The organism is Nonomuraea sp. NPDC050663 (assembly GCF_044456985.1).
In the GTDB taxonomy this organism is placed as follows: domain Bacteria; phylum Actinomycetota; class Actinomycetes; order Streptosporangiales; family Streptosporangiaceae; genus Nonomuraea.
Window position 1 is genome coordinate 846,334 of sequence record NZ_JBITGL010000004.1, and the last position, 24,905, is coordinate 871,238.

The following is a 24,905-nucleotide window of genomic DNA, read 5'->3' on the forward strand; positions in this document are numbered from 1 at the left end:
CGCTCCAGCAGCGCCCCCCACGTGTACGGGGGGGGCGGGGGGGGGGGGGGGCGCGCCCGCGCGGCGCCGCCCCCGGGGGGGGGGGGGGGGGGGGCCCGGGGGCCCCCCCCCCCCCACTGCCGGATCCGGCGCAAGCCGTTCGTGGAAGGGATGAACACTCACCCACCAAGAGGATCCATCCCATGAAGCTGACCACCATGACCCAGGTGCCATCCCGCCCTGGCGATGGAGGCGCGTGGCGCTGACGCTGCGCCTGGTCGGCGGACTGACCATGGCCGAGATCGCCCGCGCCTTCCTCGTCCAGGAAGGCACCATGGGGCAGCGGATCACCCGCGCGAAGGCCAAGATCAAGACGGCGCGCATCCCCTACCGGGTGCCGGCCGCGCACGATCTGCCCGCGCGCGTCTCCGGCGTGCTCGCCGTCCTCTACCTCGTCTTCATCGAGGGCTACCTGGCCACCGGGCGCGGGACCGATCCCGTACGGCACGACCTGACCGCCGAGGCGATCCGCCTCACCCGCCTGATCCACGCTCTCCTGCCCGGCGACGGCGAGGTGGCGGGGCTGCTGGCGCTGATGCTCATGACCGAGGCCCGCCGTACGGCACGCGTGTCCGGCGACGGCGCGCTGGTCCCCCTCGGCGAGCAGGATCGCGGCACGTGGAACGCGACACTGATCGCCGAGGGCCACCGGCTGGTGCGCCTGCGCCTGGCCACCGGCGAGCCGCCGGGACCGTACCAGATCCTCGCGGCGATCAACGCCGTGCACACCTCGGCCCGCGACGTGCGCGACACCGACTGGTCGCAGGTCGTCGCCCTCTACGACCAGCTCGCCACCCTCGACCCGTCACCGGTCGTCGCCCTCAACCGGGCCATCGCGGTCGCCGAGCTCGACGGCCTCAAGGCGGCGCTGGCCATCGTCGACCGGCTCGCCGGCTACCACGCCCACCACGTCACCCGCGCCGACCTGCTGCGACGGCTGGGTCGGGATCAGGAGGCCCACGAGGCGTACGGCAGGGCCATCGAGCTGGCGGGCAACACCCCCGAGACCGCCCACTTGACCCGCCTGCGCGACCAGCTCCGGGTTGCTCACAACGCGCCATCCGCGACGGTGATCCCCGAGCAGGCGTAATGTGCCGAACATGAAGCTAGGTCTGCACTACTGGAACTTCTCCACCCCGGCCGACCCGGCGAGCATCGCCCCCACGCTGGCCGAGACCGCACGCATCGCGGAGGAGGCGGGGTTCGCCTCCTTCACCGTCATGGACCACTTCTTCCAGATGGAGACGGCGACCACCGCCGCCACGGAACCCATGCTGGAGGGCTACACGACCCTGGGCTTCGTCGCCGCCCACACCAGGGCGATGACGCTCGGCCTGCTCGTCACCGGCGTCATGTACCGCCACCCCGGCCTCCTGGCCAAGACCGTGACCACCCTCGACGTGCTGTCCGGCGGCAGGGCACGGCTCGGGCTCGGCGCGTCCTGGTACGAGCGGGAGCAGCACGGCCTGGGCGTGCCCGTCGTCCCGGTCGCCGAGCGGTTCGAGCGCCTGGAGGAGACGCTGCGCATCTGCCTGCAGATGTGGAGCGACGACGACGGGCCCTTCGAGGGGCGCCACTACCGGCTGGCCGAGACGATCTGCGTGCCGCCGCCGCTCGCCTCACCCCGGCCGCCGATCATGATCGGCGGAGGAGGCGAGCAGAAGACGCTGCGGCTCGTGGCCCGGTACGCCGACGCCTGCAACCTGTTCGGGACCGACCCCGACGAGGTGGAGCGCAAGCTCGGGGTGCTGCGCGGGCACTGCGAGACCGAAGGGCGCGACTACGACACGATCGAGAAGACCGTGATGTACGTGCCCGCCGTCCTCGACGACGTCGATGCCTTCCTCGCCGCCGTGGGGGCGTACGCCGCGATGGGGGTGAGCGAGATCCAGCTCACCCCGGCCGGGCACCCGGCACAGTTCGCCGAGCAGGTGGCGAGCGTGGTGGTGCCCAAGCTCTAGAGCATCAGCAGCAGGTGCCAGGTGTCGCCCCTGGGCAGGTCGATCCGCTCGCCGGTCAGGTGCGGCACCTGCTCCACGTCGATCGGCAGCGTCGACGGGCCCAGGTGCCATGACGGCCGGGTGAGATCGGCGCCGGTGAGCTCGCGCAACCGCTCGCGGTAGGCGATCAGCTCATCGAGCGTCGGGCCCTCCTCGTGCTCGGGGACCCGACCGGCGTACTCCTCGGCCAAGCGCCACACGCCCTCCTCCCGGGGCGACAGGACGGTCACCAGCCACTCCTGATCCGCGTGCCGTACGGCCTGCCAGCGTCGCTCGTCTTCGGGCGCCGGCCCGCCCGCATACGTGGCCAGCACCAGCGCGAGAAGTCCCAGGACGGAAGGCTGGGGCGCGGGCGGCTTCCATTCCCCGGCGGCGTCCGAAGGCTCCCGGGCGACGCCGGGATCCGCCTCCGTGCCCGGTTCATCCGAGGGCACCTCCTGCTCGTCCGGTGGAACGTTCCCGTTCTCCCCGAGGATCACCAGCCGAGCCCCCTCGGGGACCTCGTCGCCGGTCATCACACTGGCGTCAGCCGCATCGACCGGATACCAGGCCTCACGCACCCACTTCTCCCGCGGCGGGCTGCTCACCCCCAGCAGCCGCCCCAGCCGCTCCCGATAGTCGACCAGATCGTCGATCGTCGGGTCCTCCAGATTCGTCCCGACGTAGTGATCGCTCAACCGCCGCATGCCCTCGCGCTCCCTCGGCTCCAGCACCTTGACCACGAGGTCGTCGTGCCAGCAGGTGAAGCCCATCGAGTGATGCCGCACCGCGATCCACTCACCAGGGGGCAGATCTCCCTCCGGCAGGTCGGGCAGGCAAGCCACCAGAACCGGATATTTGATCCCATAAGCCCCCAACGGCTGATAGGGCCCCCGATCCCACTCCGCCACCGGGCTGTGCCGTACCCCGAGCCGATCAAGGACCGTCACCGCCTCGGCGGCGCCCGCTTCGTCCCCTTCATCCCAGAACGGCATGTGCTCGCGAGCCACCGCCCGCCAATCCGTCATGCGGACATGCTTCGCCCGGCGCCCACCCCACCGCAACCGAGTTACGCCCAGCTCAGACGCACGAGTCGCCAAAGGGTTTACCGAGGCCAGAGAGATGTTTGTTACGAATGAGCAACATGGAGCTCCAGGTATAGGAGCGTTTTTCGTGACATGACCGATCTGCGCCCACCAGAATGCCGGTTCGAAGCAGCGTCTAACCCTCCATGGAGGCACATCGTGCGCAGACAGCTCCTGGCAATCTCCTGCCTAGGCAGTCTTGCGGCATTGAGCACTCCCGTCGCCGTCGCCCAAGCATCGACGGCCACGCCCTCCGCGGAATGCCGGGTCGGTGCGGTCAAGCCGTACATCGACCAGAAGGGCATGATCCGCGGAACCGGCATCAGAAGCGGCTGCGACGACCGAGCCCTGCTGCGAGTGCGCATCAAGCAAGCCAAGCGAGGCCCCGACCGCACGCTCAAGAGCGGTTCCCTCCGCGTGACGAACGGCACCATCACCGCAGGCGTCCGCTGCAGCGACGCCCCGCGCCGCTACTACGTGGTCGCCATCGACTACCGCGGCCACAAGCACACGTCGAGAGCCGTCACGCTCTCGTGCGAGTCGCCCGCGACGCCCACCCCCACGCCGACGACCCCACCCAGCACGAGCCCCACCACCCCGCCGCCGAGCTCGACCCCCACCACGCCCCCGCCCTCCGGCGGCGGCATCGGCACCGCGATCGAGGAGGAGGTCGTCAAGCTCACCAACGCCGCCCGCGCGCAGCAGGGCTGCGGCGCCCTCGTCCACGACGCCAAGCTCCACGCCGCGGCCGACGCCCACTCGGCCGACATGTCCGCCAAGAACTACTTCAGCCACACCTCGGCCGACGGCCGCTCCTTCGGCCAGCGGCTCAAGGACTCGGGCTTCGTGTTCACCATGGCGGGCGAGAACATCGCCAAGGGCTACACGAGCGCCCAGGCAGTCGTGAACGGCTGGCTCAACAGCCCCGGCCACCGCGCCAACATCATGAACTGCAGCTTCACCCACATCGGAGTCGGACACGTCTCAGCGGGTCAGTACTGGACCCAGGACTTCGCCCGCCCCTGATCCACCCAGAGCGTCGGCCTTCCACCGCGCCGCATCCCCTGCGCGCCCGACGCTCGTCCCGATGGAGGTCGCCGGACCCCGCACACCCCCGGCGCCCTCCCCCGGGGCCTCGGCCATCGTGCCGTCGCCCCAGCGGAGCGCCGCGCCCCCTGCATCGGCTCGGCGCTCCGCCAGACCGCCGGGTAGCCGCGCACCCGGCCCGGGAGTCAACCCGGCGCTCGCGCCAGGACCCAACTCCCACCCCGCCCGCCCGCGCCTCCCGCGCGGGCGGGCGGCCCCTTCTCAGCCCAGGCCTTCTCTCGCGGCTCCCTCTCCGCCCGCTGATTTCGTACGGCACGCGGGGTCACCCCCACCCGCCGCCCACGGCCAGGGACCCTCCAGGGCGACGCTCACCGGCCGCCCGACCACCCGCCGTCACGGACGGCTTCACCAGCGCCAAGCTCGTCCGCCTCCCGCGGACGACCCTGGGCTCGCCCCGCCTCTCGCGAACAGCCCCTGGGGCTCGTCCACCTCCCGCGGACAGCCTCTGGGGCCCACCCGCCTCTCCTGCGGAAGCCTCACCGCCTCCCCCCGCGCGACGCCGCTACCGCCGCCCGACGCTTCCGTAGCCCGACGCCTCACCTGCCGCACCGCGAGCGTTACCGCTGCCCCCGGCCGCACCCGAGCTTCGCCCGCTCCCCACCCCAGAGCCTCGGCCCACTCCCCCAGCCCACGCCACAAGCTCGCCGCGCTCCCCGCCCTGCGCCTCACAGCACGCTGATCTCGCCCTCCATGCCCGCCTCGAACTCCGCCCGGAAGTCCGCCTCCCCCAACGCCTCCCGCAGGGCCCCCGAGATGCGGTCCACGTCGGCCCGCTCAGCAGGCGGCAACGGCACCCCCACCCCGGCCCGCGCCCGAGCAGCAGCCCCCAGCAACCGAGCCGCCACCCGGTGATTGCCCGCCAAGGTCTCAGCCCCCGCGAGCCCCTCCTGCGCCAACGCCACCGCCCGGGGATCCCCCGTCTCCCTGGCCTGCTCGTAACCGGCTCGGTGCAGCTCCATCGCCTCCTCCGCGTGCCCCCTCAGCTCGGCGACGAAGCCCAGCTCGGCCAGGCACAACGCACTCCCCGGAGCGCCGTCGATCATTTCCAGCCATTCCAGCCACCGCCGCAGATACCGCTCGGCGTCATCGAGCCTCCCCTGGCGCCGGGCCGACAGTGCCAGCCCGATCTCCGCGAAGTGCCCGGCGAACGGGTTGGACTGCTCCGCAGCCAGCCGCGCGGCACGCTCGTGCAACTCGTCGGCCTGGCCGTACTCACCTCTCAGCAGAGCGATCCGCCCGAGTCCGGCCAGGCTGTGCGACACCTCGATCCAGAATCCGAGCTCCTCGGCGGCCTCCAGGGCCTGCTGGTATCGGACGGCCGCCTGGTCGTAGTCGGCGGCGATCACGGCGAGCTTGGCCAGCTCCCCGGTGGCGGTCAGGACGCCCGAGCGGTCGCCGAGCTGTTCGAAGATCTCGGCGCTGCGCCTCGCGTGGTCGTGCGCTCCGGCCATGTCGCCCTGCAGCAGGCACTGCCCGGATCGCAGCCCGAGCGCGGCGGCGATGCCCCACACGTCGTCGACGGCCTCGAAGGTCTCCAGCGCCTCGCGTACCAGCCGCTCGCTCATCGCGAGGTCTCCGCGCCCCCACATGCCCAGCGCGATGTACCACGCGAGACGGGCCCGCCGCCTCTCGTCGGGGATCTGCTCCAGCGCCCCGAGCGCCTCGACCACGGTGACGTCGCACCCGCTGAACTGCAACATCAGCCCGGCCCGCCACGCCATCGCCTCGGCCCGCATCTCGGCCGGAGCCTCACCGGGAACCGACACCGTCTCCTCCGATGCCTGACCGGGAGCCGACAGCGTCCCGACGCGGACTTGGTCGGAACCCGACGGCTCCTCGGCCGGAGCCTCACCGGGAACCGACACCGCCTCGCCCGAGGCCTGACCAGGAGCCGACAGCACCTCACCCGACACCTGACCAGGAGCCGACAGCGTCCCGACGCGGACTTGGTCGGAACCCGACGGCTCCTCGGCCGGAGCCTCACCGGGAACCGACACCGCCTCGCCCGAGGCCTGACCAGGAGCCGACAGCACCTCACCCGACACCTGACCAGGAGCCGACAGCACCTCATGCGAGGCCTGACCGGGAGTCGACAGGGCCAGGTCGAAGAAGCGGAATCCCGACTCGAACCGCCCGCGCAGGTGCCAGTGCCAGGCCATCGCGTTGACGAGCCGCAGCGCCTCCTCCTGGGTGCGGTGTGCGACCGCCCACTCCAGTGCGGACACCACGTTGGCGCTCTCGGCGTCGAGCACGGCGAGCCACTCGCTCTGGCCGTGTCCGCGCAGCCCTGCTTCGGCCCGCTCGGCGAGCTCCGTGTAGTAGCGCAGATGCCGCAGCCGCATCTCGTCGACCTCGCCGGCCTCCCGCAGACGCTCGTCGCAGTAGGCGGCGACCGACTCGAGCACCCGGTAGCGAGGCTCGCGGCCCTCGGCCGGCGGGAGCTTGACCACCAGCGACCTGTCGATCAGCCGGGCCAGCAGGTCGAGCACGTCGAGCCCCGGCGCGGCGCACACCGCCTCGGCCGCCTCCAGTGTGCAGCTGTCGGCGTGGACGGCCAGGCGTCGCAGGACCACCCGCTCGTCGTCGGAGGCCAGCTCCCAGCTCCAGTCGATCATCGCCCGGAGTGTCTGCTGCCTGGCGGGCGCGTCGCGTTTGCCCGCCGCCAGCAGGCGGAAACGGTCGTCGAGCCGTTCCAGGAGCTGGCGCGGGCTGAGCGCACGGGTGCGGGTGGCGGCCAGCTCGATGGCCAGCGGGATGCCGTCGAGCCGACGGCAGATCTCGCCCACGATCCGCCGGTTGTCGTCGTCGAGCACCAGGCCGGGCGCCCTGGCGGCGAACAGCCGTACGGCGGGGCCGTCGTCGTCGGGGTCGAGCGGCGACACCGGCCACAGGCACTCGCCGGTCAGGTTGAGCGGTTCCTGGCTGGTGGCCAGGAACCGCACTCCCGGCGCACCGCGCAGCAGCTGCTCGACGGTGTGCGCGACCACCTCGATGACGTGTTCGCAGTTGTCGAGCACGATCAGCAGCCGCTTGTCGCCCAGCCAGTCGGACATCCTGCACCCGCCGGAGGAGGCCGAGGTCTTGCCGGTCGAGTCGTCGCGGATGCCGAGCGCCCCGGCCACCGCGTGCACGATGCCCATCTTCGACGGCTGGTCGATCGCGGCCAGCTCCACCAGCCACACCCCGTCGGGGAAGTCGGCCTCGGCCGCCGCCTCCAAAGCCAGGCGGGTCTTGCCGACCCCGCCAGGCCCGGTCAGCGTGACCAGCCGGTGGGACTTGATCAGCTCGCGCACCTCCGCCAGGGCCGCTTCCCGCCCGATCAGCTCGTTGACGGGCGCGGGCAGGTTCGAGCGCGACCTCGCGCCAGGGCCCAGCGACGGATCCTGCGCGAGGATCAGCTGGTGCAGCTCCGCCAGCTCGGGGCTGGGATCGAGGCCGAGCTCGTCGCGCAGCAGATCGCGTAGCGCGGCGTAACTGTCGAGCGCCTCGCTCTGCCGTCCGGCCAGGTAGAGGGCCCTGATGTGGAGGCCGCGCAGCCGCTCGCGCAGCGGGTGGGCGGCGACCAGGTCGGCCAGCTCGGCCGCCAGCGCGCCATGCTCGCCCAGCTCCAGGCGGGCCTGCGCCTGCTCCTCCAAGGCCACGAGCCGCTGCTCCTCCAGCCGCACCACGGCCGGGCGCACGAACTCCTCGTCGCGGAAATCGGCGAAAGCGGGCCCCCGCCACAACGCCAGCGCGTCGCCCAGCAGGCCGGCCTTTATGCGCGGATCGTCACTGGCCCTGGCCAGGTCCAGCAGTTCGTGGAAGCGGTCGGCGTCGGAGGCGCCTTCGAGGAGGTAACCGGGCTGGCGGAAGGCGAGTTGCTCGCGCCCTCCCGGCACGGCCTCCTCCAGGACGCGGCGCAGCTGCGACACCTTCACGCGCAGCGCGCCCGCCGGCTTGCCCGGAGGGTGCTCGCCCCACAGGTCGTCGATCAGCCGGTCGGCGGTGACCGGACGGCCCTGGTGCACCAGCAGGTCGGCCAGCAGTGCGCGGACCTTGGCCTCGGGGATGCGCACCTGATCCCCGTCAGCCGACCAGACCGTGAGCGGGCCGAGCACACCGAATCGCATGCGGATCAGGCTAACCGGCGCCACCGACAAGAACGCAGCCGTTTTCGGCCGTCGTGGCAGGCAGGCATGAGGGGCGAAATGCCAGTGGCGTGCGAGGCGAGCACCAGGCGGGGTGGGGTGGGCGAATCGGGGCGGTGGTGGGGCGGGAGCGGTGAGTGCGAGGTCAGGGCGTCGGGACAACGCGTCGTAACTCCCTCCATAACCGCATCCAAACCATCCCATAACGCCCCCTCGGCAGGGTTGCCACCATCCCCTCCGCCCCACCTGCCAGGAGAATCATGGCCCTCGCGCTGCTCCCGCCCGTCCAGGCGCCGGCTCGTCCGGTTGCCCGTTGGGGGGCGCTGCCCGTCCTGTTGACCGCCGCCTTCGTCACCACGCTCGACTTCTTCATCGCCAACGTGGCGCTCCCCTCCATCCGCGCCGACCTGCATGCGAGCGAGGGTGCGACGCAGTTGGTCATCGCGGGGTACGGTCTGGCGTACGCGGCCGGGGTGATCGTCGCTGGGCGTATGGGCGACGTGTATGGGGCTCGCCGGATCTTTCTGATCGGTCTGGCGCTTTTCACCTTGGCTTCGGCGGCGTGTGGGGTGGCGCCGTCGTCGGTGGCGCTGGTCGGCTCTCGTGTCGTTCAGGGGGCGGCGGCGGCGTTGATGGCGCCGCAGGTGCTCACGCTGCTGGGGGTGCTTTATCCCGGTGGGGCCGATCGTCGGCGGGCCTTCGCGTGGTACGGCAGTGCCGTTGGGCTGGCTGGGGTGAGTGGGCAGGTGGTGGGCGGGCTGCTGGTGGCCTCCGATGTGGCGGGGCTGGGGTGGCGGATGTGCTTTCTCATCAACCTGCCGCTGGGTGTGGCTGCCCTGGTGTTCGCCAAGCGGCTGCTGCCTCAGAGCGTGCCCTGTGCCACGGATGGGCCGGGAGCGTCGGATTCTCAGGGCACGCCTGTGGCGCAATCGCGGCTCCGGCGAGAGCACGGCATGCGGGCGCGGCTTGACGGGCCAGGGGCCGCACTCATCGCCGCGGCGCTGGTGGCCGTGGTTGTTCCGCTGACCGAGGGCCGGCAGTACGGCTGGCCGTTGTGGACCTGGTTCAGCCTCGCCGCCGCGGCCGTGCTGCTGGCCGCCTTCGTCCGCCGCCAGAAGCGTGTCGCCCAGCCGCTCGTCGATCTGGCCCTGTTCGCCGGCGCCCCGTTCGTCAGGGGCCTGGTCGCAGTGACGCTGTTGTTCGGCAGCTCGTCGGGGCTGACGTTCGTCCTGGCGATCCATCTGCAGGACCGGCTGGGGCTGGATCCGCTGACCTCGGGGGCGGTGTTCACCGCGCTGAACGCGGGTTTCCTGGTCGCCTCCCGGGTGCCCGCCCAGCGGCCGGCGGTCGCGGCGCTGATGCTGGCGGGCGGGTTCCTGCTGATCATGCAGGGGATCGGTGACTCGCCGGTCCAGCTGATTCCCGGGCTGTTCGCGGCGGGGGCCGGGATGGGGTTGCTCATGTCGCCGCTGATCGCCAGGACTCTGGAGGGGGTGGACGAGGGCAGGGCCGGATCGGCGGCGGGTGTGCTGGGGACCGTGCAGGAGATGGGCGGGGTGCTGGGGGTGACCTTGACGGGGCTGGTGTACTTCGGCTCGGGCAGTGTCCATGCGGCGCTGGCCGTTCTGACCGCGGGGGCGCTGGCGCTGGTCAGGCTGGCCCGATGATCACCAATCAGCACAAAGCGACGGCGCCGCCCGGAAGGATCCGGGCGGCGCCGTGCCGTACAGAGAACAGAGCCGTCGATCAGCCCTTCAGCCAGCTCATCATCGGGCGCAGCTTCGCACCGGTCTTCTCGATCGGGTGCTCGGCCAGTTCCTCGCGGAACGCCGTGAACTCCTTCTGCCCGCCGTCGAACTCCTCGACAAGCTGGCGCGCGAACGTGCCGTCCTGGATCTCGGCCAGGATCTGCTTCATCGCCGCCTTCGACTCGGCCGTCACGACGCGCGGGCCGCGGGTGTAGCCGCCGTACTCGGCGGTGTCGGACACCGACCAGTACATCTTGGAGATGCCGCCTTCGTACATGAGGTCGACGATCAGCTTCATCTCGTGGAGGCACTCGAAGTAGGCGACCTCGGGCTGGTAGCCGGCCTCGATGAGGGTCTCGAAACCGGCCTTGATCAGCTCGGACACGCCGCCGCACAGCACGGCCTGCTCGCCGAACAGGTCGGTCTCGGTCTCCTCGGTGAAGGTCGTCTTGAGCGCGCCGGCGCGGGTGCCGCCGATGCCCTTGGCGTACGACAGGGCGAGCTCGAACGCCTTGCCCGACGCGTCCTTCTCGACCGCCACGAGGCAGGGCACGCCGCGCCCGGCCTCGAACTGGCGGCGCACGAGGTGGCCGGGGCCCTTGGGGGCGACCATGGCCACGTCGACACCCTCGGGGGCCTCGATGAGGCCGTAGCGGATGTTGAGGCCGTGACCGAAGAAGAGCGCGTCGCCCTCCTGCAGGTTCGGCTGGATGTCGTTGGCGTACAGGTGGCGCTGGACGTGGTCGGGCGCGAGGATCATGATGAGGTCGGCCTCGGCCGCGGCCTCGGCGGGGGTGACCACGCGCAGCCCGTCGTTCACGGCCTTCTCGCGGGACTTGGATCCCTCGGGCAGGCCGACGCGGACGTCCACGCCCGAGTCGCGAAGCGAGAGGGCGTGGGCGTGGCCCTGGCTGCCGTACCCGATGACGGCCACGACACGGCCCTGGATGATCGACAGGTCGGCCTGGTCGTCATAGAAGATCTCGGTCACGTACTTAATACCTTTCAGGCGGTGCGGTCCAGTGCCCTGAGGGACCGGTCAGTGATGGATCGGGCGCCGCGGCCGATGGCCACCATGCCCGACTGGACAAGTTCCTTGATCCCGAAGGGCTCGAGGACCTTGATGAAGGCCTCCAGCTTGTCGGGGGTGCCGGTGACCTCGATCGTCACCGCGTCGGACGCCACGTCCACGCACCTGGCGCGGAAGAGCTGGACCAGCTCCAGCACGTGGGAGCGGCTGTCGGCGTCGGCCTTGACCTTGATCAGCATCAGCTCGCGCTGCACCGACTGGGAGGTGTCGAGCTCGACGATCTTCAGCACGTTGACCAGCTTGTTGAGCTGCTTGGTGACCTGCTCCAGCGGGAGCGAGTCGACGTTGACCACGATCGTCATGCGGGAGATGTCGTCGTGCTCGGTGGGTCCGACGGCGAGCGAGTCGATGTTGAACCCGCGCCGGGAGAACAGGGCCGACACGCGCGCCAGGACACCCGGCTTGTTCTCCACGAGCACGCTGAGCGTGTGCTTACTCATGCCGAATCGTCCTTCTCCCACGTCGGAGCCATGTCCCGGGCGATCTTGATGTTGTCGTTGCTGGTGCCGGCGGCGACCATCGGCCAGACCATCGCGTCGGCGTGGACGACGAAGTCGATGACGACGGGCCGGTCGTTGATCTCCATGGCCTCCTTGATGACCGCGTCGACGTCTTCCGGGCGCTCGCATCGCAGGCCGACACAACCATACGCGTCCGCGAGCTTGACGAAGTCGGGGATGCGCTGGGTGGTCTTCAGATCGGTGTTGGAGTAGCGCTCGTTGTAGAAGAGCGTCTGCCACTGGCGGACCATGCCGAGGTTGCCGTTGTTGATGACCGCGACCTTGATCGGCACGCCTTCGATGGCGCAGGTGGCAAGCTCCTGGTTGGTCATCTGGAAGCAGCCGTCGCCGTCGATCGCCCACACGACCGAGTCGGGCCGGCCCATCTTGGCGCCCATCGCGGCGGGGACCGCGAAGCCCATCGTGCCCAGGCCGCCGGAGTTGATGAAGGTGCCGGGGTTCTCGTAGCCGATGAACTGCGCCGCCCACATCTGGTGCTGGCCGACGCCGGCCACGTAGAAGGCGTCGGGGCCGACGATGGAGCTCAGCCGCTCCATGACGTACTGCGGGGCGAGCGAGCCGTCGGAGAACTCCTCGTAGCCGAGGGGGTAGGTCTCCTTCATACCGCTGAGCAGTTTCTGCCATTCGGCGTAGTCGCCCTTGCGGTCGACCGCGTTGATGAGGTCGTTGATGACCTCCTTGCAGTCGCCCACGATCGGCACGTCGGCGTGGCGGTTCTTGGAGATCTCCGCCGGGTCGATGTCGGCGTGGACGATCTTGGCGTGCGGCGCGAAGGTGGACAGCTGGCCGGTGACCCGGTCGTCGAAGCGCACGCCGAGGCCGATCAGCAGGTCGGACTTCTGCAGCGCGCCGACCGCCGAGACGCTGCCGTGCATGCCGGGCATGCCCATGTGCAGCGGGTGGCTGTCGGGGAAGGTGCCGCGGGCCATCAGCGTGGTCACGACGGGGATGCCGGTCAGCTCGGCCAGGCGCAGAAGCTCCTCGGAGGCTCCGGCCTTGTGCACGCCGCCACCCACGTAGAGCACGGGGCGTCGCGCCTCGGCGATCAGCTTGGCGGCCTCGCGGATCTGCTTGGAGTGCGGCCGCGTGACCGGCCGGTAGCCCGGCAGCTGCATCGTCGGCGGCCAGTGGAACTCGGTCTGGGCCTGCAACGCGTCCTTGGAGATGTCGACCAGCACCGGACCGGGACGGCCGGTGGCGGCGATGTGGAACGCCTCCATGATCGTCCGCGGGATGTCGGCGGGGTCGGTCACCAGGAAGTTGTGCTTCGTGATCGGCATGGTGATGCCGGAGATGTCGGCTTCCTGGAACGCGTCGGTGCCGATCGCGGCGCTGGCCACCTGGCCGGTGATCGCCACGATCGGGACCGAGTCCATGTAGGCGTCGGCGATCGGCGTCACCAGGTTCGTCGCGCCGGGGCCGCTGGTGGCCATGCACACGCCCACCTTGCCGGTGGCCTGCGCGTAACCCTCGGCCGCGTGCCCGGCGCCCTGCTCGTGCCGTACAAGGACGTGGCGGACCTTGACCGAGTCGTAGAGGGGATCGTAGGCGGGCAGGATGGCACCGCCGGGGATCCCGAACACGGTGTCGACACCCACGTGCTCCAGCGCCCTCACCAGGGCCTGTGCACCTGTCATCCGTTCGGTCATCGGTCCGTTTCCTTTAGTGCAGACACGTCAGGACATAAAAAAGGCCCCTTCCACCGTGCGGGTGGAGCGGGGCGGCGCGCAGGTCGGAGTGCTTCGCTATCGGCCTGCGCGCCGGCGAAGTACTACGAGAATCCCACTGCGAAGCATGGACCCACCATAGCTGGTCATCGCCCCGAAGTGTCAATCTGATGGACAGATGTCTCACCATCCGAGACCTTCGCGAAGAGCGTGCGCCACCGCCTCCGCGCGGGTGCTCAGTCCGAGTTTGGCCAGGATGTTGCCCACATGGTGCTCCGCGGTGCGTTTGCTGATGAACAGCCGGCGGGCGATCTCGTCGTTCGACAGGCCCTCGGCCACCAGGGCGAGCACCTCCTTCTCGCGCTCGGTCAGCCGCCCGCCGCCGCGCCTTCCGGTCGGCGGCGTGAGGCCCAGCTCGCGCAGCAGGGCGGCGGCCTCCGAGCGGTGCAGCGCGGCGCCGAGTGTGGTGAAGGTCTCCAGCGCGCGGCACGCCTCGGCCGCGGCGACCTTCGGCTCCCGTACGGCCAGCGTCCTGGCGATGGCCAGGCGGATGCGGCCCTCCTCCAGCGGCAGCCCCGCCGACACGGCGGCGGCCAGGGCCCGCTCGAAGTGCGCCAGCTCTCCGGTCACCAGCCCGGCGGCGTAGGACAGGTGAGGGGAGAGCGCGCCGGTCGGCGCCACCGCCTGCGCGCCCATCGCCAGCTCGGCCTCCACCAGCAGAGCCGTGCACGGCGCCGGCAACGGCCCCGGCGAGCGCCGCAGCACCGTCGCCGCCAGCTCCGGCCGCCCCCGCGCCAGGTGGAGCGCCGCCAGCGGCCGCACGGCGTAGCTGTCGTGCTCCAGCCCCTCCAGCAGCAGCTCCGCCTCCTCCAGCCGCCCCTGCCGTACCCTGAGGTCGGCCAGCCGCACCACGGCCCCCGACCGCATCGCGGCGTACCCGTCGGCGTAGAGCGCGGCCGACCGGGTGAGCTGCGCCTCCGCCTCGCCCCACCGCCCCGCCGCGATCAGGATGCCGCCGTAGTACATGCGGCAGATCGCCGACACCGGCAGGTAGCCGGTGCGCCGAGCGAACGCCTCGGCCACCTCCATCCACTGGCCTGCCCGCCGCACGTCGAGCGCCAGCTCGCAGCAGAGCAGCACCTTGCAGTAGATCTCCCCGCTGGTGACGTAGTCGGCGACCTCGCCGTTGGTCGCCGCGGTGGCGGCCTCGTCGATCAGCCGCATCCCGTCGGGCACCCGCCCGTCCATCACGAGCGCGGTGCCCGCGTAGGCCATCGCCAGGAAACCCAGGTCGGTGTCGCCGAACCGCTCGGCGATCTCCCGCGCCTCGGCCGCGTGGCGTGCCTTCACGGCGGAGTCGTCGGTCGTCAGGGCCTCGGCCAGCCGTACCCACCCGAGCTCGGGGCAGTCGCCCGCCTGCGCGCACAGCCGCCTGGCCCGCTCCAGCCAGCCGTTGCAGGCGGCCTGGTTGCCGTGCACGGCGGCGTACAGGAAGCTGATCCAGCGCCCGGCGATGAGCGCGGGCAGCCGCGTCTCACCCCTGGCCCGCAGCGCGGCGTAGGCCTGTTCGTACAGCTCGATGGCGGTGCGGAAGTCGCCCTGGCCCTCGACCTGCCTGGCCAGCCGGTGCAGCTCCTCCGGCTCCGTCACCTTCCCAGCATGCACGGGCGTGGATGGGTACGTACACCCATGCTCGGCCGTACGGCACGGCGGCAGGCTGGCCGCGTGACCTTCCAGATCCCTCTCGAGGCGGCCGAGAGCTACGAGGCGAGATTCGTGCCAGCCCTGTTCGCCCGGTGGGCGGCCGACCTGGCCGCCGATCTGCCGCTGCGCCCCGGGCAGAGCGTGCTCGACGTGGCCTGCGGCACCGGGGTCGTGGCCAGGACCCTGGCCGATACGGCCGGTTCGGTGATCGGGCTCGACCTCAACGAGGCCATGCTCACGGTCGCCCGTCGTGTCCGCCCCGACCTGCGGTGGCGTCAGGGCGATGCGGCTCACCTGCTCTTCCCCGACGGCGCCTTCGACGTCGTGACCTGCCAGGCGGCGCTGATGTTCTTCCCGGACCGGCGCAGGGCGCTCCGGGAGATGGCCAGGGTGGCGCGGCACGCGGTCGGCCTGCACGTGCCGGGCCGCCTGGAGTCGAGCCCCGCCTATTCGGCGCTGGTCCGCATCGCCGCCGAGCACGCGGGTCCCGAGGCGCGCGAGCTGCTCAGCGGCTACTTCGTCCTCGGCGATCCGCGGGAGCTGACCGAGCTGGTGGAGTCGGCGGGACTGCGGGTCACGAAGCTGACCACCCGGATGGCCGAGCTGCGCCTGGCCTCGATCGAGGAGTTCGTGGCGGTCGAGGTGGAGAGCACCCCGCTGATCGAGCGGCTCGACAAGGAGACCTATGCGCGGATCACCGAGCAGGCGGTGTCGGAGCTGGCCGTCTATCGCGGCGGGATCCCGATCGAGGGGCACACCGTGATCGCCGAACCGGTCAGATGATCGACTGCAGGCTGGTGCGCATCAGCGAGTCGACGCCGCGCGCGGCCATCGGGCGGGCCACCAGGAAGCCCTGGCCGCGCGTGCAGCCCATCTCGCGCAGCAGCTCCAGTTGCTCGGGCCGCTCGATGCCCTCGGCGACCACGATCAGCCCGAGGTCGTGACCCAGCCGCACGATCGTGCGGGTGAGCAGGGTCAGCGTGTCGTCGCGGCCCAGGCCGGAGACGAACGACGGGTCGATCTTGATCATGTCAACGGGCAGCTGCCTCAGGAACGCCAGCGAGGCGTAGCCGGTGCCGAAGTCGTCGATGGCCAGCCGTACGCCCAGCGACCTGAGCTCCGACAGCCTGCTGATGGTCTCTTCCGCGTCTTCGACCAGCATCTCCTCGATCACTTCGAGGGTGAGGGCGGAGGCGGGCAGCCCGCTCTCGGCCAGCGCCTGCTCGACGGTCTCGACGAAGTGCGGCGCGGTGATCTGCCTGGCCGACAGGTTCAGCGACAGGCCGATGTCCCAGGAGGAGGCGCGCCAGGCGGCCACCTCGCGGCAGGCCTCGCGCAGGATCCACTCGCTCAGCGGCACGATCAGGCCGGTCGCCTCGGCCGCGCCCAGGAACTGGTCGGGCGGGATGAAGACCGAGCCGCGCCACCAGCGCACCAGCGCCTCGACCGCGGTCACCCGGGAGGTGGCCAGGTCGACGACCGGCTGGTACTCGATCGCGAACTGGTTGTCGAGCAGCGCCCGCTGCAGGTCGGCGGCGAGCTCCAGACGGCGCACCACGTCGGCGTGCATGTGGGCGGCGAAGACCTCGACGCGGCGCCCGCCGAGCTCCTTGGCCCTGGCCATCGCCACGTCGGCGTTGCGCAGCAGGTCTCCTGACGAGACGCCCTCCTCGGCAAAGGCCACGCCGACGCTGGCGGTCAGCGCGATGTCGCGCTCGGCCACCCGGAAGGGCTCCTGGGAGACCGCGCGCACCAGCCGCTCGGCCAGGTCGACGGCGGACTGCGCCTCGGTCTCGACCAGCACGGCGAACTCGTCGCCGCCCCAGCGGGCCAGCGTGTCGTCGCGGCGTACGGCGCCGCGCAGGCGCCGGGCGGCCTGGCTGAGGAGGTAGTCGCCGCTGGCGTGGCCAACGGAGTCGTTGACGGCGGTGAAGCCGTCGAGGTCGAGGAAGATGACCGCCTTGGCGGTGCGGCTGCCGGTGACCTCGCGGGCCCGCTCGGAGAAGTAGGCACGGTTGGGCAGGCCGGTGACGCCGTCGTGGAAGGTCAGGTGGGCCACCTGGCTGCGCAGCGCCTCCTGCTCGCTGATGTCGCGCGTGGTGACCAGCAGGAGTTCCTCGCCGCCGACGTGGCGGGTGGCCACCGACTCGGTGGGCCGCCACGTGCCGTCGGAGCCGCGCACCCGGCAGGCGATCAGGCAGGCGCCCGGCTCGTCGCCGTCTTCCGCGTCGAGGCCCATCGAGCGCAGCGACGCCTGGATGGCGGGGACGTCTTCCGGGTGGATGAAGTCGAAGATCGAGCGGCCGGTCACCTCGTCGGGACGGTAGCCGTAGGTGACCTCCACGCCGACGCCGATCTCGCGCACCACGCCCTCGTAGTCGCACAGCAGGACCACGTCGCCGGTGCTCTCGGCCAGCTCGCGCAGCTGCCGGTCGCCCAGCGCGACCAGGCGGCGCATGCGGGCGTTGCTCATGATCAGCACGACCAGGCGCACCGCGAGGATCAGCACGACGGAGGCGGCCAGCACCACCACGGGCGAGGCCGGCGGCCGCCCGCCCCAGCGGGCCAGGTGCAGCAGCAGCGCCCCGGTGGCCACGACCACCAGGATGAGCGGCCCGGTCTTCAGCAGGTGGCCGATCATCGGGCTGACGGGCTCGCGTTCCTCGTCGGCGGCCGAGTCGCCGAGAACGGTCCACGGGAGCGCGCCCAGCAGCAGGAAGGCGACGGGCGCCAGGAGAAGGGTCCACGCCGGGGGCGAGCCGCCGGTGAGCCTGGCCAGGCCGACGGCGGCCTCGGCGATCGTCGTGGTGGCCAGCACCCCGACGCCGCCCAGGCCGAGCTGCCAGGAGCCGGCCCGCCCGGTCAGCACGACGGGCAGGACGGTGCAGGTGACCAGCAGGCTGATCATGGGGGCGAGCAGGACGAAGGCGAAGCCCGGATTCTGCAGCGGGTGCAGCACCGCGACCCACGCCACGACGAAGATCGCGGCGGTGGCGACGTAGGCGTCGACCAGGCGGTGCAGGATCGCCCGCGCGGCCGGGCCGCGCCTGGCCGCCATCACCGCGCCGTTGGCCAGCATCGCCGTGCCGATCAGGACCAGCAGGTCGGAGAAGCTGACCGCCAGGCCGGACTCGGCGGCCACCGCGCGCACGGCGACTCCCGCGCTCCACACCACCGCCCCCGACCCCAGCCATCGGGCGGCGGGCGCCGCCGACGGGTGGGCCGCGAGCGAGCGCGCGGAGACCAGGAGGGAGAAGGCGGCGCCGAGCGCGCACACCAGCCCCGCGACGGCCCCGGCCGCCAGGGCGGGCGCCCCGGTCAGCAGGGCGACCACGAACCCCAGCGCACCGATCGCCCCGGCGGCTGCCAGGGGCGCTCGTGGGTCACGCCAGCGCATCAATGTCGTAGCCCATTCCGTGTGCGATCGACGTCAGTTCCATCGCCAGTGTGTGCGGTTCCGGGCGCGCGGGTGGTGACAACGCCGATGTCGTCACCGATCTGATAACCACACAGACCACTTGTCCCAAGATGTGGACTTGACTCCCAGTCAAGAACTCTTGGTAGAGGTCCAACCGTACGCACCGAAGGTCACGGGCCAGCCACGTTCGGGATTATTAATAGGTCTCGGTGATGACGTTGTTGAGCGGTTCACCGGCCAGATACCTGAGCAGCTGGGAGCGCATCAGCCTGAGCGTGCGGCGCCCCGAGGCGGGGGTGCTTCCCGCGACGTGCGGGGTGATCAGCACGCCGGGCGCGTTCCACAGCGGATGGCCCTCGGGCAGCGGCTCGGGGTCGGTCACGTCGAGCGCGGCGCGCAGGCGGCCCGAGCTCACCTCGGCCACCAGGGCGCCGGTGTCGACCACGCTGCCGCGCGCGGCGTTGACCAGCACCGCGCCGTCCTTCATCCGGCCCAGGAACGCGGCGTCGACCAGGCCGGCCGTCGTCGAGGTCGCGGGCACCAGCAGCACCACCACGTCGGCCTGGGGCAGCAGCTCGGGCAGGGCCTCCAGCCCGTGCACGCCTTCCCTCGGCGTGCGCGCCACCCGCAGGACCTCGACCTCAAAGCCCTGCAGCCGCCGCTCGACGGCGGCGCCGATGGAGCCGTGGCCCACGATCAGCACGGTCGAGTCGGCCAGCACGCCGGTGTGGTGGTAGCTCCACTCGGTGCGCCGCTGGGCGTCGACGAAGCCGGGAAACTCCCTCAGCACCGCGATCATCGCGCCCACCGCCCACTCCGCCGTTCCCGCGTCGTGCACGCCACGCGCGTTGCACAACGTGACTCCCGGCGGAAGGTGGGGTACATAGGGCTCCACCCCCGCCGTGACGGTCTGCAAGAACTTCAGCCCGGTCATTTTCGCCAGCAGACCGGAAATGTCGGGCAGGGTGATGAGAGGAGGAATCCACACCTCGACCTCCTCGAGCCGCTCGGGCTGCTCGACCACGCACTCGACACGCGGCAGATCGGAAAGCACTTCGGCGACGGCGTCGGAGGGAACCCAGATCAGCATGGGACAAGTATGGACGGCATGAAGCGTCTCTGGATTACCGCAGCAACGCTGCTCCTGGCGGGCTGCTCGTCGGCCACGGGAGTCACGCCGGTCGCCACGGTGACCGCCGCCCCGCCCGGCGACTCCGCGGAGGTGGCCACCGGCCTGGCCGTACCGTGGGACATCGCCTTCGCCGCCGACGGCGTCGCGCTCGTCACCGAGCGCGACTCGGCCAGGCTGCTGTCGATCAAGGGCGGCCAGGTGAGCGAGCTGGGCACGATCGCGGGAGTGGAGCCGGGCGGGGAGGGCGGCCTGATGGGCGTGGCGGTCAAGGAGCCGCACGTCTTCGTCTACTTCACCGCCGCGCAGGACAACCGGATCGTGCGATACGAGCTCGACGGGCTGAAGAACCCGACGGTGCTGGTCGAGGGCATCCCCAAGGCCGGCATCCACAACGGCGGCGGCCTGGGCGTCGGCCCCGACGGCTTCCTGTACGCCAGCACGGGCGACGCGGGCGAGCGGCCGCAGGCGCAGGAGCGCGACTCGCTCGGCGGCAAGATCCTGCGCATGACGCTCGACGGCAAGCCCGCGCCCGGCAACCCGTTCGGCACGCTGGTCTACAGCTACGGCCACCGCAACGTGCAGGGCCTGGCCTGGGACTCCAAGGGCAGGCTGTACGCCTCGGAGTTCGGCGCCAACGCCTTCGACGAGGTCAACCTGATCGAGCCGGGCGCCAACTACGGCTGGCCGGAGGTCGAGGGGCAGGGCGACAACCCCGCCTACAAGAACCCGATCGCCACCTGGTCCACCGACCAGGCCTCGCCGTCCGGCCTGGCCTTCGCCGGGGGCTCGTTGTGGATGGCGGGCCTGCGCGGCCAGAAGTTGTGGCAGATCCCGCTGTCCGACGACGGTACGGCCGGCGAGCCAGTCGCCCGCTTCGACGGTCAGTACGGCAGGCTGCGGGCGGTCGCCGCCACCCCGGACGGCACGCTGTGGTTCGGCACCAGCAACCACGATGGCCGCGGCTCCCCCCGTCAGGGAGACGACCGCATCCTGGAGCTCACCCCGTAGGCGAGCAGGTCACCTGGCTGCGCGGCCGGTACTGCGTGGTCTGCTTCGTGTCGCGGCCGACTTCCTTGCCGTCGGCGTGGAAGACCCGGACGACGTCGACGGTGAAGCCCTGCTGGCCGTCGACGGGCACGCAACCGGCCCCGGTGCCGACCTCGCGGTCGAAGGCCACGACGTCACGCGGCTGGCTGGTAAGCACTTCCACCCGGTCGTAGCGAGCGGTGCTCCACAGCGAGACGGTCACGGACGTCTCGCTGACGTCCGTCTTGATCAGCACGCCGTAGTCGGAGTCGTTGCGCCAGCGCAGGTCGAGCTCGCCGGTGAGCATGGTGTCGAGGCCGGGCGGATAGGGCGGCATGTACAGGTCGAACGGGTGTTGCTCCACGATCTCGAGTCCGCCGCGGAAGGCCGCGTTGAGCAGGGTGGTGGCGGTCTGGGAGACGCCGCCGCCCACCGCGGTGGACACCTTGCCCTCGGCGTACTGCGGGGCGGCCACGTAGCCGGCTGCGGGGGTGCGGTCGCCGATCACCTCGTTGAGGGAGAAGGTCTCGCCCGGCTTGACCACGTAGCCGTCGAGCTGCTCGGCCATGCGGTGGATGTTGGTCACGCGGGCCAGGCAGCAGGCGTAGCCGCTGGTGTACTCCCCGATCTTCTCCTCGATGCCCAGGCCGGCGAGCTCGGCGTCGGTGATGCGCGGGCGCATCCTGGCCAGCTGGACCTCGATGGTCCTGGAGCCGCCCCCGGCGACGACCTCGGCCACGTCCTTGCCGAGCTTGTCGAGGTCGATGCCGACCCCGACCTTGGCCCGCACCGGAACCAGGCGGTCGTTGACGAGCTCGTAGGTGGCGTCCTGCGTGGCCTGGGCGGCGTCGATCAGGGCCCGGTCGAGCGCTTCGACCGAGCCGCCGCGGGTGTCGAACGACGGGCCGAAGCCGCCCTTGCCGTCGGGGCCGAAGGTCAGCTGCCCGGCGATCATCGCGGGGGTGAGCGTGGTGCTGCGCGTGCCGTGGCGCAGCACGATCGGGGCCGACACGGCGCGCCTGGCGACGGCCATGCCGTCGGTGACCTGCTGCCTGGTGGTGCCCGGCTGCACCACGCGGGTCGGCAGGGTGACGTAGCCGCTGGAGCCGGTGAAGGCGGCCTGCAGCAGCTGGACGGCGGCGTCGCGGTCGAGCAGGACCCCGTCCTCTGGCAGCGTGGGGATCGGCCGCAGGCCGCGGTAGGCGATGTGGCCCTCGCGCGGGCGCTGGTCGACCGACTGCGCCAGGCTCTCGATGGTCCTGGCCAGTTGCGCGGCGTTGACGGTGATCTGCGGCTGCAGCTGGGTGGCGCCGGTCATGCTGCGCCAGACCTCGAGCGGGGTGGGGAAGCCCGACTGGGCCTGCTTGATGGTGGCGACGACGTTGAACTCCAGCCCGGCGGTCTCGGGCTGCAGGGTCTTGCGCTCGCCGCCGAGGTCGACGGTGATCGGCCGCTCGATGGTGGTCTTGAGCTCCGTGCGGATCTTGTCGGCCGCCTGGGTGACGGTGAGCCCGCCGATGTCGACGCCCGCGACGGTGGTGCCGGGAAGCACCGAGCCCGACATGAGGATGGCGGGCACGAGGTAGACCAGCGCCAGGAGCACGGCCACGGCGACCATCAACGTGAAGGGGAAACGCCTCCTGCGCGGGCCTTCGTGGCGGGCGGCCTCCGGGGCCGGGCGCGGGCGCGCCAGCCCGAAGACGGGGGCGGGCGGCGGTGGCGGCTCGCTGATCTGCTCCCTGGCGATGGGCCAGGGCTGGGGCGGCTGGGCCACGGGCGGCAGCTTGACCGCCTGCGGCTGCTCGACAACGGGGTCGGCGAGCATTTCCGGCAGCACGCCGGCAGGCAGGCCCTCGATGCGGGGTCTCCTGATCGTGGCGGACTCGGGTAACGGCACCGCGTTGAACGGATCGGTGGGCGAGTCGATCGGCCGGGCGTTGCGCACGCCTCAACCTCCTCCCGCTCCGCAGCCACTCCTTCCGCAACAGTACGGCACGCGCTTCCGGAATTGTCACCGGATCCGCACAGAGAATTATCTAACCTCTCCACCGGTAACGGTGTTCCGGCCGTCCTGCCGTGCCGTACCTGGGGCGCAGTTCCGCTCGCCCGCCTTCGCACAGGTACTCCAGATATCGGCGGGCGCTGACCCGCGACAGCCCGGTCAGCTCGGCCGCCTCGGCGGCCGACAGGTCGGCGCCCGCCTCCCGCAGCGCCTCCACGACCAGCGCGCAGGTCGTGGCCGACAGCCCCTTGGGCAGGGCGGCCTGCGTCTTGGCCGCGCCGAAGAGCCTGTCGACCTCGTCCTGGCCCACGACCCTGCCCAGGTTGGCCAGCTGGCGCCTGGCCTCGGCGTACTGCTCCAGGCGCTCGGCCAGGGCGGCGGCGGTGAACGGCTTGATCAGGTAGTTGACCGCGCCGCCGCGCATCGCCTCGCGCACGGTCGGCAGGTCGCGGGCGGCGCTGACCATGAGCACGTCGACGCCGTGCAGGTCCTTGAGCACCTCGAGCCCCGAGCGGTCGGGCAGGTAGATGTCGAGCAGGACCAGGTCGGGCCGGTGCTCGGCGACCGCCGCGAGGGCGTCGCCCGCGTTGTGCACGGTGGCGACGACCTGGAAGCCGGGCACGCGGGAGACGTAGCCGCTGTGGATGCGGGCGACCATGAAGTCGTCGTCGACGACGAGGACCTTGATCATGGCAGCAGCGCCGTGAAGATCGCGCCGCCCTCGTTGCGGACCTTGACCCAGCCGCCGCGGCGCAGGCAGGCCTGCCGGGTCAGGGCCAGGCCCAGGCCGCGCGGCCCGGAGCGGGCGGCCTTGGTGGTGAAGCCCTCGCGGAAGACCTCTTCGACCAGTTCCGGGGTGATGCCGGGGCCGGTGTCGCGCACGCGCACGTGCAGTCCTTGGGAGTCCACGCGCACGGAGACCTCGATCGTGCCGGGCGCTCCGTCGAGCGCGTCGAGAGCGTTGGCCACCAGGTTGCCCACCACGAGCACCGCGTCGTGGGAGTCGGGCAGCTGCGGCACGCTCGTGTCGTCCGCCAGGACCAGCGTGGCGCCGCGCTCGGCGGCCTCGGCCGACTTGGCCAGCAGCAGTGCGGCGAGCGTCGCGTCGCCCACACGCTCGCGGATGCCCATGGCGTACGGGCTCAGCGTCGTCTGGGTGATGTAGCCGATCGCCTGCTCGTGCTCGCCCAGCTCCAGCAGGCCGACGACGGTGTGCATGCGGTTGGCGAACTCGTGCGCCTGGGCGCGCAGGGCTCCGGTGGTGCTGCCGGCCTCGGCCAGCTCGCGCGAGAGCCTGATCAGCTCGGTGCGGTCGCGCAGGGTCACCACCCAGCCCCGGTGCTGGCCGCGCACCTCCACGGGGGTGCGGTTGAGGACCAGGACCCGGTCGCCGTGGATGACGATGCGGTCCTCGCCGGGGTCGGCGCCGGTGAGCACGTCGCGCAGCCGGTCCGACAGCGGCATGTCGGCCAGCGTCTCGGGGATGTCGCCGAGCAGTTCGCGCGCCGCGTCGTTGGCCAGGGTGACAGTGCCGTGGAGGTCCAGCGCCAGCACGCCCTCCTTGACGCCGTGCAGCACGCCTTCGCGCTGCTCCAGCAGGGCGGCGATCTCCTTGGGCTCCAGGCCGAAGGTCTGCCTGCGCACCCGGGCGGCCAGCAGCGCCGCGGCGGCCGCTCCGGCGATGAGCACCGCGCCGGCGGTCCACACCAGGGGCAGCAGCAGCTGGGGCAGCTCGTCGGTGACCTTGCCCTCCAGGACTCCGACGGAGGTCATGCCGATGACGGCGCCCCGGTCGTCGAAGATCGGGGCCTTGCCGCGCAGGGTCCTGCCGATGGTGCCGGTCTCGGTGCCGACCCAGCTCTGCCCGGTCTCCAGGACCGGGCTGCCGTCCGTCGACAACTTCTGGCCGATCAGCGTGGTGTTGGGGTGGGCGTAGCGGATCTGGTCGCGGTTGGCGATCACGACGTAGTCGGCGCCGGCCGCGCGCTGCACGCCCATCGCGAGGGGTTGCAGCGACAGCTCCGGCCGTTCGGCGGCGAACGCGGCGCGCACCTCCGGCATGCCGGCCACCGACTGCGCGATGGCCAGGGCGCGTTGCTGGTAGTGGTGGTCGAGTTGCTGCCGGGTGTTGTGGGCCCACACGCCTGCCGTACCGGCTGCCGTGAGCAGCACGATCACGGTCTGCAGCGCGAACAGCTGGGTGCCGAGTCTCACGTCCGCGAGTGTCGCAGCGGCAGGTCACGGGACCAATACGACCAAT

At 71.6% G+C, this 24,905-nt stretch carries 17 protein-coding genes; 6 read left to right on the forward strand and 11 right to left on the reverse strand.

Features of this window, described 5'->3' with window-relative positions; translation table 11 throughout:
• Window positions 1-235: 235 nt before the first annotated feature.
• Window positions 236-1,129 carry an RNA polymerase sigma factor gene (locus ACIBH1_RS16785; protein ID WP_397314634.1) on the forward strand — a complete coding sequence of 298 codons (894 nt, stop codon included), beginning with the start codon at window positions 236-238 and terminating at the stop codon, window positions 1,127-1,129.
• Between the two features lie 10 nt (window positions 1,130-1,139).
• Window positions 1,140-2,000, forward strand: coding sequence for an LLM class F420-dependent oxidoreductase (locus tag ACIBH1_RS16790; protein WP_397314635.1), 861 nt, complete (start codon window positions 1,140-1,142; stop codon window positions 1,998-2,000).
• Here the strand turns inward: ACIBH1_RS16790 and ACIBH1_RS16795 are convergent.
• Window positions 1,997-3,046, reverse strand: coding sequence for a hypothetical protein (locus tag ACIBH1_RS16795; protein WP_397314636.1), 1,050 nt, complete (start codon window positions 3,044-3,046; stop codon window positions 1,997-1,999). The genes ACIBH1_RS16790 and ACIBH1_RS16795 overlap by 4 nt on opposite strands.
• A 264-nt stretch (window positions 3,047-3,310) precedes the next feature.
• Between ACIBH1_RS16795 and ACIBH1_RS16800 the strand changes: the two genes are divergently transcribed.
• Complete coding sequence (locus ACIBH1_RS16800) at window positions 3,311-4,129, forward strand: CAP domain-containing protein (RefSeq protein ID WP_397314637.1); 819 nt, start codon at window positions 3,311-3,313, stop codon at window positions 4,127-4,129.
• 746 nt (window positions 4,130-4,875) lie between these two features.
• On the opposite strand, the gene ACIBH1_RS16805 is transcribed toward ACIBH1_RS16800, so the two are convergent.
• Entirely contained in the window at window positions 4,876-8,319 is a 3,444-nt protein-coding gene (locus ACIBH1_RS16805; RefSeq protein ID WP_397314638.1) for a BTAD domain-containing putative transcriptional regulator, read from the reverse strand.
• A gap of 278 nt (window positions 8,320-8,597) precedes the next feature.
• Between ACIBH1_RS16805 and ACIBH1_RS16810 the strand changes: the two genes are divergently transcribed.
• Window positions 8,598-10,004: an MFS transporter gene (locus tag ACIBH1_RS16810; protein ID WP_397314639.1), complete on the forward strand. Its 1,407-nt coding sequence runs from the start codon at window positions 8,598-8,600 to the stop codon at window positions 10,002-10,004.
• Between the two features lie 79 nt (window positions 10,005-10,083).
• On the opposite strand, the gene ilvC is transcribed toward ACIBH1_RS16810, so the two are convergent.
• The 4 genes from ilvC to ACIBH1_RS16830 all read right to left on the reverse strand — a co-directional run bounded on the left by ilvC (window position 10,084) and on the right by ACIBH1_RS16830 (window position 15,013).
• Window positions 10,084-11,067: a ketol-acid reductoisomerase gene (gene ilvC / locus ACIBH1_RS16815; protein ID WP_397314683.1), complete on the reverse strand. Its 984-nt coding sequence runs from the start codon at window positions 11,065-11,067 to the stop codon at window positions 10,084-10,086.
• Between the two features lie 23 nt (window positions 11,068-11,090).
• On the reverse strand, window positions 11,091-11,615 hold the full coding sequence (gene ilvN, locus ACIBH1_RS16820) for an acetolactate synthase small subunit (protein WP_181612807.1): 525 nt from the start codon (window positions 11,613-11,615) through the stop codon (window positions 11,091-11,093).
• Complete coding sequence (locus ACIBH1_RS16825; RefSeq protein ID WP_397314642.1) at window positions 11,612-13,345, reverse strand: acetolactate synthase large subunit; 1,734 nt, start codon at window positions 13,343-13,345, stop codon at window positions 11,612-11,614. Before ACIBH1_RS16825 ends, ilvN begins: the two co-directional genes overlap by 4 nt.
• A 201-nt stretch (window positions 13,346-13,546) precedes the next feature.
• A complete protein-coding gene (locus ACIBH1_RS16830; protein WP_397314643.1) occupies window positions 13,547-15,013 on the reverse strand; it encodes a LuxR C-terminal-related transcriptional regulator in 1,467 nt (488 codons plus the stop codon).
• Between the two features lie 75 nt (window positions 15,014-15,088).
• On the opposite strand from ACIBH1_RS16830, the gene ACIBH1_RS16835 reads away from it, so the two are divergent.
• Window positions 15,089-15,850 (forward strand): class I SAM-dependent methyltransferase, encoded by a 762-nt coding sequence (locus tag ACIBH1_RS16835; RefSeq protein ID WP_397314644.1) that lies wholly within the window; start codon window positions 15,089-15,091, stop codon window positions 15,848-15,850.
• Here the strand turns inward: ACIBH1_RS16835 and ACIBH1_RS16840 are convergent.
• Both ACIBH1_RS16840 and ACIBH1_RS16845 read right to left on the reverse strand, forming a co-directional pair.
• The gene (locus ACIBH1_RS16840) at window positions 15,843-18,464 is read right to left on the reverse strand and encodes a putative bifunctional diguanylate cyclase/phosphodiesterase (RefSeq protein WP_397314645.1); all 2,622 of its coding nucleotides are present in this window, start codon (window positions 18,462-18,464) and stop codon (window positions 15,843-15,845) included. The two genes, ACIBH1_RS16835 and ACIBH1_RS16840, sit on opposite strands and share 8 nt — an antisense overlap.
• Before the next feature lie 217 nt (window positions 18,465-18,681).
• A complete protein-coding gene (locus ACIBH1_RS16845; RefSeq protein WP_397314646.1) occupies window positions 18,682-19,575 on the reverse strand; it encodes a 2-hydroxyacid dehydrogenase in 894 nt (297 codons plus the stop codon).
• Window positions 19,576-19,593: 18 nt separating this feature from the next.
• Between ACIBH1_RS16845 and ACIBH1_RS16850 the strand changes: the two genes are divergently transcribed.
• The gene (locus ACIBH1_RS16850; RefSeq protein WP_397314647.1) at window positions 19,594-20,625 is read left to right on the forward strand and encodes a PQQ-dependent sugar dehydrogenase; all 1,032 of its coding nucleotides are present in this window, start codon (window positions 19,594-19,596) and stop codon (window positions 20,623-20,625) included.
• Here ACIBH1_RS16850 and ACIBH1_RS16855 read toward each other — a convergent pair.
• The 3 genes from ACIBH1_RS16855 to ACIBH1_RS16865 all read right to left on the reverse strand — a co-directional run bounded on the left by ACIBH1_RS16855 (window position 20,615) and on the right by ACIBH1_RS16865 (window position 24,859).
• On the reverse strand, window positions 20,615-22,588 hold the full coding sequence (locus tag ACIBH1_RS16855; RefSeq protein WP_397314648.1) for a VanW family protein: 1,974 nt from the start codon (window positions 22,586-22,588) through the stop codon (window positions 20,615-20,617). The genes ACIBH1_RS16850 and ACIBH1_RS16855 overlap by 11 nt on opposite strands.
• Before the next feature lie 91 nt (window positions 22,589-22,679).
• A complete protein-coding gene (locus ACIBH1_RS16860; protein WP_397314650.1) occupies window positions 22,680-23,336 on the reverse strand; it encodes a response regulator in 657 nt (218 codons plus the stop codon).
• Window positions 23,333-24,859: an ATP-binding protein gene (locus tag ACIBH1_RS16865; RefSeq protein WP_397314651.1), complete on the reverse strand. Its 1,527-nt coding sequence runs from the start codon at window positions 24,857-24,859 to the stop codon at window positions 23,333-23,335. The genes ACIBH1_RS16860 and ACIBH1_RS16865 overlap by 4 nt, the downstream gene beginning before the upstream one ends.
• Window positions 24,860-24,905 lie beyond the last annotated feature (46 nt).